Genomic DNA, 14,345 nt, shown 5'->3' with positions numbered 1-14,345 from the left:
AACGCCCATGCAGTTACCTCGCAACGGTTTTATAGACATCACTTCTGAATGCGGCTTTTCGGCCATAGATCACCTGCGCATCATGCACATCAAACCCCATATATGAGCCGATGTCTTGCCTGGATAATGGATGCAAGCCTTCATCGGTGATCTTATACCTGGCCAGCTCATGCCACTCTTTGGTCATCAGGTACACCACGCCTTTTTCCAATTCCAGATTCGAAAAAGGCTCCAGCTCACCAATTTTTTCACCCTGAGCCTGCTCAAGGCCATTCAAGATGCTGGCGAAAGGAAAGCGATACAGCTCATAGTCCATGTTGGTCAGATAAACATAATCAGGCGTTGAGGGGTCGGTCATCGCTGACATCCAGCCATGAGGCAGCTGTGCAACCTGTTGCATCTGCCGGTTATATATCTGCACGCGCTTAAGTTCGTTTTGCTTCACCGACAACGCAAACAAGCTATTACTCAACCAGCTCTGACGGTAGATGTAACCATCGAAAAACAACGTATTACCTTGTTGTGCTTCGTTGGTTGGGATCAGCCACATTGCATGGTTGTCGTGATTAATTAGTAGTAACTCATCATCTGGTGACAACGCCATATCCCTGAGGCGTACATGATCAGGCAATCTGGGAAGCGGCTTAGCCTGCTCTTGCGGACGCTGATAATACACCTGAGAACTGCCGGAACGATCAGAAATGAAATAGACGCCACTTTCGGTATGCGCCAGACGAGGTGAGCGGTCAAGCCCGCTGCTGTTATCCAGCATAAAACCGGTTTCCAGCCACTGGAGCTCTATGTCTTTATCATATGTGGTAAAGATATAATCCGCACCATTGCTATGACGCGCGAGATTGCAACAGATCTTGTCACTGAGACTGCTCAGCAAAGTCTCACTCTTATCATCGAACGACTGATGAACCAACTGAGTGCGAGGGCTGGAGGATGAAAAGACAACCCCTTTGTAAGCATGGTCCCAAATTGCCCCATGCATTAATCCGGTGCGAGAAAGCTGCAAAACCTGTTTACTGGAATCAGGTTCATAGCTCAGCACCCGGCTGTTTCCGTCATTAGTGTGCACCGTCAGTAGCAGTGCACGAGTATCAGGATGAGCATCCAGGTATGCAAGGCGCCAGGATGTTTCTAATTTAGTCGGCAATTTACTGATTTCGCCCGAGAAACTCAGCTTGTATAAATCGTTTTTGTGCTCGAAACGACGTTCATGTGCCAGCGCGTATATATGGTCTTCTGCCGGGACATAAATACTATCGTGATAAATCAGGTCACAGTTATACAGCGCCTCGGAGGGGGCCTCAAGTTGCCGTGTTGTCAGGTCAAGTCGTGCTTTAAACCAACCACATTGCTCTTTGTAATACCCTTTAAAAATCAAAAACTCACCCTGACCGCCCAGTAGCTGCTGAAGGTGGTAATCTGGTGTTGCAACAATCTGGGGCAAGGTATCATTTTGTGCATCATAACTTGCCACCCACAAACTACGTCCCAGCTCTACGGTAATATTTAAAAATGCAAGGTGTTCGTGCTCTGGTAATACAACTGGGTACATCTTCCCGCCCTTAACCCGGCTCATCGCCTGACTTTCTCCGTACTGCCATGAAGGTTCACCGCCATCATGCCAAATCAGACCTGCCAGCAAACCAAAGAGTAAAACCAGGCCAGGCATAAAAAAACGACGTACAGAAAATTTTGCTTCTGGTTGCTGTGATGAAAAAGCCTTAGGGGCTGCTGCGCCAACCCTGATTGGTGCAATAAAGCGATAACCTTGTTTAGGGACTGTTTGAATGTATTGAGGAAGCTTAGGATCGTCACAAAACGCTTTTCTCAGATTAGCGACCAGCTTATTAATGGCGTTATCGGTAACAATAGACCCCTGCCAAATCACATTCTGTAATTCGTCACGTCCAATAATACGATTGGGATTATCAATGAAGAATTGCAGTAGCGAAAGCTGTCTTGGGTCCAGCGTGACGCTGTGATCACCGTTAATGAGTTCGTTCGTTTGGTGATAGAGGCGAAACTCGCCAATTTGAATAAAATCCATGGACTTCTCGTCAATCATGCCTCTTTTTGTTCTAATCACTATGAATAGAACGCGAATTGGGCAATATCGGGCTGCTTATTATTCTTCTGTTCCGTAACTGTTTCGCGGCAGTACGATGCGCGGCACTACTTTCTGGTGCCTCTCACTTCAAGGTCAGCCAGAGCAAAACAAATCATGCCCTAGTCTATAATCATCTCAATGCATTGCAACCCACCAGTAAGATATCATTGCAAAAATCTGCTTCAGCCAAGGAATAAGCAGGTGGCATCCTGCCTGTCAGAAGAAATATGCGTGATACCCCCTCGTTGATGGCTAAGAATTGTGCAGATTTTAAATTCACTTTTGCCACTTATAAACTATGCTTACCCTGCTCACAAAACAACCAAAGGAAGTGCGAGTTTATTTCGCTAAACAGAACAGGTGTGTTTATGAAAAGTTTAAAATTGTTGCTGGCAGCGTCTTGCCTGACAGCCCTCATAGCCGGGTGTGGGGGGTCATCGGACAGTGGCCCATCTCCGAGCCCAAATCCAAATCCAAACCCCAATCCAACAACTAATCAAGCTCCATCAGTCAGCATTACTGGTGACAGTGAAGCAATGGAACAGACCGCCGTTTCACTCAAGGCCAATGCCACAGACAGTGACGGCAACATTGCCAGCTATAGTTGGAGTATCACTTCCGGACCGACAGCTACACTGAATAACAGCACCACCAGTGATGTCAGTTTTACAACCCCAGAGGTCACACAAGATACCCCTATGGTGCTTTCCGTTACTGTCACTGATGACGACGGCGCCACCGCTACTGCTACAAAAAACTTTACAGTAAAGCGTTTAGTCAGATCGGTTACGCTAACCGGTGTAGTCACCGATGCTCCGATTGCAAACGCCGCATTAACTGTTTACGTGGGTGATGAATCCTTCCCGACAACTGCAGGTAATGATGGTACTTATACTATTCAGCTGGATGTTGATGATTCAGCCGTAAACAAACTCATTCGTATCAAAGCCAATGGTGGACCAGATCAAGAGAATGTCGAGTTTTACTCTCAGCTGGAAAGCTTTGCGTCGGTCACTGAGCAGGCAGGGGGCGACGGGGTCGTCAATAGCACCGAGAACTTCGGGGTTAACATTACCAATGTCACAACTGCTGAATATGCTCTGGTCACACGCGCTGTCGATGGTATTCCACAAACGACCAACGAGCTGAACAATGCACTGGTGGGCGTTGATGCCAATGAAAAGCTCACCCTGTCTGCATTGATCAAGTTGGTTGTCGACGGCAGTGGTGATAAGAAGTTTTCGCTTCCTCAAGGCGTTAGCAATACATTTCAACTGGTTTCCAGCCAGGCTGCCACTACTGAGCTGACCAACACCATCAACGACGATGACCCTACGCTAATTGACAAGACCAAAGAAGAAATCAAGAACGACGATAAGCTGGTAGACAATGGCGAAGGCTCTATCGCGGGATCCTATTTTATTGGCTCAACGCGATACTTCCGCAGCCACTTCACAGAATTGACCTTGAATGAAGATGGAACCGGGACTTTTACCGATCATACCGCCGGGACTATTACCTGGACACAAGCCACGAATGGCGCAGTCAGTGTTGTGTTTGGTGATGGTATCTTCTCGCCAAGACACAGCTGTAAAAATTCCGAAGGCATGAACTTCACCTGTTACTCGCGTTATAAAACCGCCACATTCAGTATTTATGACGACAATAGTTTTGCCAAAGCCATCAGTTTGACGGCCGTACGAGACGAAATTAAAGCCGATGATGATACCGTTCTGAATGCCGATGTCAGTGATACAGAAGATTTCACTCTGGTTGTGCGCGGCAATACGATTAGCCCCACAGCAGCCCAATTGCAGGGGGTTTGGCACTTTGACCAAATGTACTACCTGATGGGCGGTGAAACTGGTAACGAATACTATCAACCACAAACCAGTAAAATGATGTTTAATCAGGATGGAAGTGGTAAATCCACACTACCAGATGGTACTGAACGAGATTTCAGCTGGCAGATCAGTGGCAATAACCTGGTTGTGATGCTCGCCAAGACAGACACTATGGAGGCGCAAACGCTAACCTACTGGATGTTGAAGTCGCTGCAAAACGGCTTTCAGTTTTGGGCACTTACAAACGATGCGGTAGCAACCACGCCGGATAAAATGGCCTCCATGACACATCGCCGCCGCACCGGGATTATGATGCCCGAGCAAAGCATCACTTTGAATGACGCCATGGCACTGGGGCGCTTTATTCCATACTTTGGAGCAAACCTGCCGCAGAATTATTTCTTTGACAACTTCGTCAATGGCGTGACCTACATGCAACTGAATAAAAATACGCAGGTCTGGGAGACAAATGGCCGCACCTTGTCAATTAATAGCTACTTTGACAGCATGAATGGCAAAAATGTGCACCAATGCCCTGAAGGCGCGACGCCAGAAAATTGTTCAGTTAACTTTAGCGACAAATATGACGTAATCTCAATGAGTAACGACAGCTGGTACGTGCGTCATAGCTATACCAGTGCCTTTGACCAGGGCCCAGGTAGCACCTACATGATCAAATACATGAAGTCTGCTCCCACATTGTCTCAGTTTGATTATATGTGGATGGACAACCGGACTTTCCACATGCTCAACGACAGTAATCAGGTAGAAAGAAAATACTACTTCCTGAACTATAATGACGATGACACCTTTACACGCGTCATTCGCGATAATAATTTCAGCGAAATCGGTACTTACTCTGTTAAATCGGGCAAGCTACATTCTGATGAATCAGGCTCGGTAACAGTCAGTGACTTCATGGGCTTTGACCGTGATTATGTCAAGGTCTGTAATTATCCACTGGACACCAACTGTGACCAGGGCATGCAAATGACCTACTATCTCAACGGCCAGGCAGCAAACAAAGCCAGCATGGTAACACCACCTGTGCCGACTTATTCGACTGATATGCTCACGGGTGCCTGGTACGACCCCAACGAGCCTGACTTTGTCGTGGTGATCCGGGATGGCAAATGGGTGCATATGGAGTTGAAGTCGGATGATGCACCTGACGCAATGGCGGGTCTGGAAGTAGGCTATGCCAACTGGGATGAAAGCACCGGCGAGTTTACAGTCGATATGATATTTGACGCCAATGGCTCGTATGGCTTTGACACTCAGCTCAAGCACATCATAACGATTGACGGCAATACCCTGACGATAGATGTTGAAGGCGAGCCTTCTTTCACCTTAACGCGCCTTGTTGACGCAAATAACCCCTTAGTAGGTGCGTTTGTTGAGTATCCGCTCCATCAAGGTCGGATTTGGGTCACCGCATTCATGCCTGATAACAAGTTTTTTGAAGCCGACTTTGAAAGTGAAGACCCGGCCATGGCCGGCATTAATTATGGTAGCTATAACTACAATGCCAGTACCGGAAAAACAACCCTCACCTTCGAGCTTAATCAGCTTGCAGACAGCGACACTATGTTTGCAATGTTCCTCAACGGTGATGTGATCCAGTGGAAAGATGGTAACGATCTGGGCATAGTCCAGCGTGTTAAACCTATGTCTGGTCAGCCCATGTTCGATAGCCATACATTGATGTACGAGCGTTTTGCGCTGATCAACGGCGCACAAACCATGTACGTTGAGTTACATTCTATGAATTCACTGGCTGAGATAGTTACAGACGGGCAAACCCGTGCCTACACCTGGTCTGTTAATCAGGGTCAGCTTGAGCTTCTGGCTAATACCCCATCTGCAGGACTCAGCGCTGAAGGGTATGTCATTTCACCGAGCTCAACGCTCGACGATGGCTGGAAAGTCTCTGTTCTGAAGATGATGGAGCCCGATCCTGCCACTGAGAATGACGCTGTCGACACATATATGCGCTTTGATGCGGATATGCGTAGATAGCTTGGCCTTACTGCGACCCTGTAACTGACAGGGTCGCATTTATACCCATTTTACTTACACCTCATCCACCTGGTGACGCATCAAATTCCTGACGGTTCAGCTAAGCGCCCTTTGCTAACCTATTGAGCTCCGAGATTGCCAGCTCGACATCCGTCAGCTCAGTGCGCCAGTTACTAAAAGCACAGCGGATCGCGGCCCTGCCCTGCCAAATCCCGGGTGTCATAAAGACCTGACCAGCCTCATTTAGTTGCGCCAGTAATGACGGTGTATCGTGCTTATTTGAAGTACTTGCAGAAAACAGCACAACATTAAGGTTACATGGCTTAAGTAGCTCATACTCTGACGATGCAGCAATCCAATTGGCCAACGCACTAGCTTGGGCGATATTGCGTTGGATCTGCGCTTTTATGCCTTGTTTGCCATAGGCAAGTAATGTAGCCCAGACAGGCAATGCTCGAAACCGCCTGGAATTTTCGATACCCAGAGACATAAAAGGTCGTGCTTTATCATCATTGGCCAGGTAGGGCGCATCAACATCACAAGTCTCAAACAGGGTTTGTGGGTGACGCGTAAGAAACACCCCGCAGTCGTATGGCACGTTTAACCATTTGTGGCAATCAAGCGTGATACTGTCTGCCAGTTCAATGCCCTGAGTTCTGCCAGCAGCACCTGTTAAAAGACGCTCGAAAATGCCAAACGCCCCATCTACGTGCAACCAGGCCTGATGTTCACGGCATAGTTGCGCCACCGTGACCAAATCGTCAAAATCTGTGCCGGTAACTGTGGCCGCGCTGGCAATCACGACCTTTCCCTGGCTTTTGCATTGGCGAAGCTTTAACGCGAGATCCTGAGTATCCATAGCTTCGGTATCACTTTGGCAAGCTACTTTCACCCAGGTATCCTGACCGAAACCTGCCAGCCCGAGCGCCTTGACCATACTGGCATGTGGCGTCGCTGAGAACACAGTGCAATCCAAGTCTTTACATCCCGCTTTTGCCACATCAATGCCCTGGCGACTTCCCGCATATTGTCGTGCTGCCATCGCCCCAAGTACGTTAGCAGCGGTGGCGCCCGTGGTCATCACCCCTTCGAATGCAGCGGGTAATTCAAACAGCGATACTAACCAGTCGATGGCCTGACGTTCAACGTCGCTTGCTATCGAATCACCCCCTTTGGACACATTCTGATTGTACAGTGTGACAAGCCAGTCAGCATATGTTGCCACAGGGTTTGCGCCTCCGGTAACAAACCCCCAGTAACGCCCTCCGTTACTGGCAGATAATTGAGGCGCAATTTCTGTGCTAAAAATTTGCCCGAACACCTCAAATCCAGCAGGCTCGTCGCTAAGCTCCCGGCGTTTCAGGCGGGCTACCGGATTACTTACCCGCCGTGTATCCAGTGACAGATTGAATGCCTGACATTCAAGCTCAAGTGCACCAAGCATCTGTGCAAATGTAGGTAGTGATAGTGACTGCATATTGACTCCTTTTGACTTTACCCGTAAACCTTAACGTGATAGAAAAAAGAGAACAGATACAAAAAATAGAACTTTTTAGATAACAGATGGCTAAGCAAGCAAAATACAAAGCCCTGGCCGGGCAATTCATCACCGCCATAGAAGCCGGTGAATATGAGTTCGATCAGCCTCTCCCGTCTTTGCGTCAGCTAAGTGCGCTGTATCAGGTAAGCATGACCACCGCACTTGCCTGCTACCGATATCTTGAATCTCTGGGTTATATAACGGCCGACCCAAAACGTGGTTTTTTCCCCTGCTTTAACCCACAACACACCTCTGCTATTGATTACGCCCAGTTTAATGCCAAGGCGTGCACTTTGCCCATCCCCCCACCCAGCCGGATTAGATCAGGCTTTGCTACAGCACAACTTGACCCAACCCTGATAGACTCACAACAACTGCGTGCCTCGCTGGCGAGAACGATGCGAAGCGATCATACATTGTTCAACTATGGCGACCCGCTGGGTGAGCAAGCGTTTCGGCAGGCATTATCAGAGCACCTAAAAACACAGGGGTTTATAATACGTGCACAGGAGTTAGTCATCACTCAGGGCTGTCTTGATGCCGTTAAAACGGCGCTGGAACTCGTGACCAAAGAACAAGATATCGTTGCTGTGCCATCTCCTTGTTATACAGGCTTGCTTGATATACTCAGCGTAATGGGCAGACAAGTACTTGAGATCCCAAGCAATCAGGATGGTATCGATCTGGTTCAGCTGGAGCATGCGATGGCCCGGCATCAGGTTGCTGCCTGCCTGATCAGTGCTAATTTCCAAAACCCAACGGGTCACAGCCTGAGTACACAGCAAAAAGCAGCATTAGCGAACATGGCCAGCCAGTATCGCATTCCCATCATTGAGGACGATGTATATCGCGAGCTGTGTCATACCGGCACCACCCCCTTACCTATCAAACACTTTGATCAGGATGGCTGGGTGATCTGGTGCAGCAGTATTTCTAAAACGCTGGCGCCGGGGCTGCGCCTTGGCTGGTGTGCGCCTGGGCGTTTTCACCAGAAGTACAGCGACTTGATCCGCGTTCGCTCTTTGGGGTGTAATCGTCCGCTCCAGCTGGCTCTGGCCGACTACATAAGTCGGGGACACTATGCCCGGTACCTTAAAAAGCTCAATAACACACTTGCGTCGCAATGCAATCAGTATATACAACTACTAACCAGGCTATTACCTGATAAGGTAAGAGTGAATCGTCCACAGGGAGGACTGGTACTTTGGTTGGAGCTGCCAGGCATCAATACCAAACAGCTGCAGAAGCAACTTAAAGAAGAACGAATATATATCCTGTGTGGTGATGCCTTTTCTACAACCACTCATTATCACAACTATATCCGCCTTAATTTTGGGCAGTGTATCCGTGCAGAGATAGAAACACAGCTTACAAAACTCGCACAAGCCGCCGTACGTCTTCAGCGTCAGAAATCAGTCAGAAACGAATCTAAAACTGGTACAAAACTTGTATGATTTTTAAACTACGAATTATGCGGTGATTACTATCATGGATTTGACACAAGATGAGCTGGACTACATTCATCAGGTCGTTGAAACGTCCCAGTTTGATTTACTTCAGGCACATTCTAATTTATGCAATGAGCTCGAAGCATTTACCAGTGACTTGTTAGAGGAGCTGGCTCAGCATGAAGCGAGCTACGCCCAAACCGAACGTCGGTTCGATACACATTTACGCGCCGCAAATATTCTTGAGTTTCCCACTCAACCTGTGCTCCAGTCACTCAGCCGCACCCCAAGTAAATGGCACCCGGACCATCAAACACTGTTATCCATTATTGATGATTTACCCCATATCGTAGAAGGACATGGCATGCCACGTAGCTGGCGGTTTACACCCTACCCACCAGTTAAACTGATGTTAAACTTCCCGCGCGCTTCGTTCCATGTGGACTCGTTGTCTCTGACAGGCGCGTGTATCACGACTTTTCCGCTTAACGCCTCAGCGTATCAAGACTTGTTTGCTGTGCAAGGCGCAAGCCTGATGCTGCCAAATACTCAATTCATTCGTGTTGACATAGCTTCTGTTGCCAGTCGTGGTGACTATCGGCTGGCACTCAAGTTCGACCACTACACAGTCGCCAGCCCGACATTAAAAGTCTTTGTTGTCAGCAACTATGTACGACAACATGGCTGGCAATAAGGGCTAGAAAGTCTGGTAAATAACTCGGGCCGCAAGCAGTAAAAATGCGCATCCGAGCAGCTTATCAATGATGGCTTGTTTCGCAGTCAAATCAAACCGCTCTCTGGCTGAGGCCGTAACAACAGACACAAAGAAATACCATAGTGCATCGATTACCAGGACTGTCATACACATGATCACCGCCGTCTGCAGTGTGAGTGCTTCCGGGTCGATAAATTGAGAGAACAACGCCAGGAAAAAAATGGCCAACTTGGGGTTTAAAAAGGCAATGGCAAAACCATCTTTTGCCGCTGCAAGGTAACTTTTTGCATCATGCTCCTTAGCCACTTCAATCCCACTGCTTTTACTACTGAGGATCTTATACCCCATATACGCAAGATACGCTGCTCCAGCATACACCAGTCCCTGATAAACCAAGGGAAACTGTTCAATTAAACTGGCCAGGCCAAGCAAAGACAGACTGGCGTAGATCCCCACCCCGAAGCCGTGAGACAAGCTTGCCACTATCCCATGCTGGGCACTGTGATACAGACTATAACGCAATACAACCGCAAGACTTGGTCCGGGAGACATAGCCCCAACACAACATATAAACGCCAGACTTAACCAGGCTGTTAATTCCATCACACTTCCCCGCACATTAAAAAGCGCTCATTCTAACCGAGGACAAAGAGCGGGCCAACGTTTTAAAGTTTCCATGTATCAAATTCAATATCGTCCCGGTCAAAGCCCCCTACTGACACTCCCTGACACACCACCGTGTTTTACTGTCACCAACTTAAACAAGGAGACAAAAACATGAGTACTAACAGCATCGAAATCGCAACATTCAAATTGGCTAACGGCGTTACTGAAGCAGATTTTTTAAAGCAAAATGAAGAGTTTATGGCATATGTGCAGAAGCAGCCAGGCCTTTTGTATCGCTCAGTGTCAAAGCATGCACCAAGCGGCACCTATACTGACATCGTGTACTGGAATACGCTCGAAGATGCCAAGCGCGTGCAAGAAGCCTTCGAGCACGAGCCGGTTTGTCAGCAGTTTGCCGCACTAATTGACAAAGATAGCTTGTCATTAACGCTGACTGAAGCGGTTGCACAAACCCCTTGTAGTGAGTAACCTGACCAAGCTTTTCAATGCCGGGGCCTCGCCCCGGTTTGCCTTTGGAGACCACCTTGCACAAGTCTGAACGATTATTTCAGCTGGTTAACCTGCTTAAAGGCCGGCGCCTTGCCATTACCGCCAAGCAACTTGCCGAACGGCTCAATGTATCAGAGCGCACTATCTATCGTGATATCCAGCACCTGCAAAGTTCCGGCGTTCCAATCGAAGGTGAAGCTGGCATTGGTTATCTGATAGCCCAGTGCGATTTGCCTCCTATGATGTTTACCGTTGCGGAGCTGCAATCCCTGCTGTTAGGTACACGCATGGCCAGTGCCTGGACAGATCCAGTCTTATCTGAACACGCCAGCAGTGCCATGGCTAAAATTGAGGCTGCACTGCCCGAACACCTCAAACAACAGATAGACGACTTTCCCTATGTGGCAGCAAGCTTTGGCCACACAGAGGATCATCAAAGGTTTAGCAGTACACTCCGTGAAGCTGTCGTTCAGAAACGTCAGGTCAGGTTGCAGTATAAAGATGCAAAAGACGCTTTTAGTGAACGGGATATCGAGCCACTCGGGCTGGTGTACTGGGGTGGCAAGTGGACCATCATCGGCCATTGCCTTTTACGCAACGATTACCGTGAATTCCGACTCGACCGGGTGTGTGATATTACCCTGCTCACTCAGCCTTTTGTGCTCAGTGAGCACAAAAACATGCAACACTACATCGCGCTGGTAAAGGCTAAATATCAGGAACAAAGCGACGAAAGCAATCCTTAGAATCAGTTATTGCGTAGACGCTTGTCGCCTTTATGCACAGCTACCTGGCTCATCCGAGCTGTGTACTTTTTTTAGACGATTGTTTTTATTTAATAAATTATCAATAATTCATTCTCAGCGGGTAAACCAGATCAAATAATTCGCCACACAAGCAACATTTATTAAACGCAAATGATAGTTGTTATCATTTAAAATCACTGTTAGTATGCGCTCCCTCTGCAGTCCCGAAGCCGGGTTCCTTAGTTGTATGGAGTGTAAAATGCAATTCTCTCGCTCAAAGAATTCACCAAATCTATTGGCCAATGCCGTTAAAATCGCCCTGTTAGGTGCCGCGGTGAGCAGCACTGGTACTTTTGCTCAAAACGCTGATGAAAACATCGAAAAAATTAGTGTATACGGTAAACACAATAAGCTGATCCTGGAATCAGGTACAGCCACCAAATCAAACATGGCATTAATGCAAACACCTGCTGCCATTGTGGTTGTTGATAAAGAGTTGCTCAAAGCACAAAATGCCACCACATTACAGGAGGCGCTACGTAACGTCAGTGGTCTGGGGCAAGCCGGTAACAACTATGGGATTGGTGATAACCTGACAGTGCGTGGTCTGGGTGTGAACTATACCTACGACGGCATGTACGGTGGTGCTGACTTGGGTAACAACTTTAACCCGACCCGCTCCATGACCAATGTTGAGAGCATTGAAGTACTAAAAGGCCCGGCAACCGGGTTATACGGTATCGGTGCTGCAGGCGGTGTGATCAACCTGGTTGAGAAAAAGCCTCAGCAACAGGAGGCTTTTGAAATCAGCGCCAAAGCAGGCAGCTGGAACAGCTATGGCATTGGGTTTGATGCCACAGGTGGTCTGAATGATCAGTGGGCTTACCGCCTGGTAACGAATCACGAGCGCAGTGATGGTTATCGCGACCTGCAATCAGACAGAGACGAGATTTATGCCAGCCTGAGCTTTGATGTCAATGACAATCACAAGCTACTGCTTTCAACCGCATATATCAATGATGCGCTGCAAGTCGATTCAATTGGTGATCCGGTCAGAATCATGAACTGGGATAGCACCAGTGGCACGCCTGGTATGTTAACAGCAGCAGATTTGCCTAATGACCCTCAAATGGATGAAAAGGGCGAAAACTACTTAGGCGTTCAACTCACAGCGCAGCAACGCGAACAGCTTGCCGCTTCAATCCAGGCTACAGATGGCCTTAAGCCTTACAATCTGGGTGATGGCAACCTGATCTCACCTTTGTCTAAGCCAAACGAAGGTAAAGAACTGCGTATTAAACTGCGCCATGACTGGCATATCAACAATGATTCGACCCTGACGCAACAACTATTGTGGCGCAGCTATGATTCAGAGCTTGCCCGCCAGACTGGTGCATATAACTATGTTTATTGGAACCGCGCAACATCATACAACAAACAACCAGTAAACATCATCAACCAGGATCCACGCGCCCCGTTAGTCATTGATGATGAGCTTCATCCTTTTGCCGCACGTCGTCAGGAATATCGCCGTCAGATTGCCGAGGAACAAACCTGGCAATACTTTGCCGACTTACAGCTGGGCTGGAGTCTGGGTGGCGTTATGGGTGAGCACCTGGTCAGCGTCAATTATGAAAACCGTGAAATGGCATTAAAGAGCTGGTCTGTTTACGATGCCGACGGCGGAAATAGTGACAATGCAATCCCGTATATTCTGGATATTCGTAACCCGAACTGGGCAACCGGAGATATCATGGATTATGACCCGTCACTACGCAGCAACTATGACAAGTCGTTAGATGCTTATGGGATCAGCTTCCAGGAAGTGTTGTATCTTACAGATCAATTAACCGTACGTGCCGGCCTTGCCTACTCTGCGATTGAGCAGGCTTATCAGCATAAAGGGAGTGACCGTGCACCAGAGGCCAGCAAAGAGTTGGATTCAGATGACTCTGGTATGACCTATAATTTTGGAATTAACTATCAGGTACACCCGCAGCTATCGGCGTTTGTGAACATTGCGAAAGGCCGTACAGCTTACAGCATTTTAGGCTCACTAACTGATGAGACAAAAGAAGCTAACCGCCCGGATTCAGAATCGCAATCACTGGACTTAGGTATTCGCTTTACTGCGCTGGACGAAGATTTATTGGGTTCAATTGTGTGGTTTGAAACCAGCCGTACTAACCTGCGCTATAACAACCCGCTTTACAATGACACAAACCCAGAGAGCTCTGACTATAACATCAGCGTTCCGCAATATTTTTACGACAACGAAGATGAGTCAAAGGGTGTAGAAATCGATCTGAACCTGGCACTGGCGGAGTCGGTTGATTTAAACCTGAACGCCACCTGGCAGGATGCGATTGAGATCCGTGCACAGGAACGTTCTGAGCAGAAAAAGGGCGTACCAGAAAAAATGGCCAGCGCGTGGGTCAACTACCAGCTGCCAGCCACTGTTTTGGACAATCTGACGCTTAGTCTGGGGATCAACTATGTCGACGAACGTACTGTTAATTCATCCAGTTTCGGCCTCCCGACAGCGACTATTGACAGCTATACTCGCTGGGATGCAGCCGCGCGCTACCAAGGTGACAAGTACCAGATCCAGCTGAACATTGAGAACCTGACAGACGAGCGTTATTACAGCAAAGCTCTGTTCCTCGGTGGCTTACCAGGAAATGAGCGCAACGTTAAATTGTCAGTGAATTATCAGTTCTGATACTCAGACCTGCAGTGCAAATGCGCACTAAGACAAAAAGCGAATTGAGCCTTGCTCAGTTCGCTTTTTTGTT

General features: G+C 48.1%; 9 protein-coding genes. 6 read left to right on the top strand and 3 right to left on the bottom strand.

Features of this window, described 5'->3' with window-relative positions; genetic code table 11:
* Positions 1-13 precede the first annotated feature (13 nt).
* A complete protein-coding gene (locus ACXAH1_RS20945; protein WP_475199340.1) occupies positions 14-2,062 on the bottom strand; it encodes a winged helix-turn-helix domain-containing protein in 2,049 nt (682 codons plus the stop codon).
* Positions 2,063-2,490: 428 nt separating this feature from the next.
* Here ACXAH1_RS20945 and ACXAH1_RS20940 point away from each other — a divergent pair, with 428 nt between their 5' ends.
* On the top strand, positions 2,491-5,985 hold the full coding sequence (locus tag ACXAH1_RS20940; RefSeq protein WP_475199338.1) for a PKD domain-containing protein: 3,495 nt from the start codon (positions 2,491-2,493) through the stop codon (positions 5,983-5,985).
* A 100-nt stretch (positions 5,986-6,085) separates the two neighbouring features.
* Here the strand turns inward: ACXAH1_RS20940 and ACXAH1_RS20935 are convergent, their stop codons facing one another.
* The gene (locus ACXAH1_RS20935) at positions 6,086-7,462 is read right to left on the bottom strand and encodes a pyridoxal phosphate-dependent decarboxylase family protein (RefSeq protein ID WP_475199337.1); all 1,377 of its coding nucleotides are present in this window, start codon (positions 7,460-7,462) and stop codon (positions 6,086-6,088) included.
* Between the two features lie 86 nt (positions 7,463-7,548).
* Between ACXAH1_RS20935 and ACXAH1_RS20930 the strand changes: the two genes are divergently transcribed.
* Together ACXAH1_RS20930 and ACXAH1_RS20925 are read left to right on the top strand one after the other, a co-directional pair.
* A complete protein-coding gene (locus tag ACXAH1_RS20930; RefSeq protein ID WP_475199335.1) occupies positions 7,549-8,979 on the top strand; it encodes an aminotransferase-like domain-containing protein in 1,431 nt (476 codons plus the stop codon).
* 34 nt (positions 8,980-9,013) lie between these two features.
* Positions 9,014-9,667, top strand: a complete 654-nt coding sequence (locus tag ACXAH1_RS20925) for a hypothetical protein (protein WP_475199332.1) — start codon at positions 9,014-9,016, stop codon at positions 9,665-9,667.
* Between the two features lie 3 nt (positions 9,668-9,670).
* Here the strand turns inward: ACXAH1_RS20925 and ACXAH1_RS20920 are convergent, their stop codons facing one another.
* Entirely contained in the window at positions 9,671-10,291 is a 621-nt protein-coding gene (locus ACXAH1_RS20920) for a LysE family translocator (protein ID WP_253047388.1), read from the bottom strand.
* Between the two features lie 174 nt (positions 10,292-10,465).
* On the opposite strand from ACXAH1_RS20920, the gene ACXAH1_RS20915 reads away from it, so the two are divergent.
* The 3 genes from ACXAH1_RS20915 (at position 10,466) to ACXAH1_RS20905 (ending at position 14,272) form a co-directional block, all read left to right on the top strand.
* Positions 10,466-10,783 (top strand): antibiotic biosynthesis monooxygenase family protein, encoded by a 318-nt coding sequence (locus ACXAH1_RS20915; RefSeq protein WP_253047386.1) that lies wholly within the window; start codon positions 10,466-10,468, stop codon positions 10,781-10,783.
* Positions 10,784-10,839: 56 nt separating this feature from the next.
* Positions 10,840-11,550, top strand: coding sequence for a helix-turn-helix transcriptional regulator (locus ACXAH1_RS20910; protein ID WP_475199328.1), 711 nt, complete (start codon positions 10,840-10,842; stop codon positions 11,548-11,550).
* A 259-nt stretch (positions 11,551-11,809) separates the two neighbouring features.
* Positions 11,810-14,272, top strand: coding sequence for a TonB-dependent receptor (locus ACXAH1_RS20905; RefSeq protein WP_475199326.1), 2,463 nt, complete (start codon positions 11,810-11,812; stop codon positions 14,270-14,272).
* Positions 14,273-14,345 lie beyond the last annotated feature (73 nt).

The organism is Pseudoalteromonas sp. AWH4_217 (assembly GCF_056161105.1).
The sequence above is the reverse complement of the archived record's forward strand: the minus strand, read 5'-3'. Positions and strand labels throughout refer to the sequence as shown.

Excerpts from the sequence above, each read along its gene's own strand:
- ACXAH1_RS20945 (WP_475199340.1), bottom strand. The coding sequence starts at position 2,062 with ATGGATTTTATTCAAATTGGCGAGTTTCGCCTCTATCACCAAACGAAC.
- ACXAH1_RS20940 (WP_475199338.1), top strand. The coding sequence starts at position 2,491 with ATGAAAAGTTTAAAATTGTTGCTGGCAGCGTCTTGCCTGACAGCCCTC.
- ACXAH1_RS20935 (WP_475199337.1), bottom strand. The coding sequence starts at position 7,462 with ATGCAGTCACTATCACTACCTACATTTGCACAGATGCTTGGTGCACTT.
- ACXAH1_RS20930 (WP_475199335.1), top strand. The coding sequence starts at position 7,549 with ATGGCTAAGCAAGCAAAATACAAAGCCCTGGCCGGGCAATTCATCACC.
- ACXAH1_RS20925 (WP_475199332.1), top strand. The coding sequence starts at position 9,014 with ATGGATTTGACACAAGATGAGCTGGACTACATTCATCAGGTCGTTGAA.
- ACXAH1_RS20920 (WP_253047388.1), bottom strand. The coding sequence starts at position 10,291 with ATGGAATTAACAGCCTGGTTAAGTCTGGCGTTTATATGTTGTGTTGGG.
- ACXAH1_RS20915 (WP_253047386.1), top strand. The coding sequence starts at position 10,466 with ATGAGTACTAACAGCATCGAAATCGCAACATTCAAATTGGCTAACGGC.
- ACXAH1_RS20905 (WP_475199326.1), top strand. The coding sequence starts at position 11,810 with ATGCAATTCTCTCGCTCAAAGAATTCACCAAATCTATTGGCCAATGCC.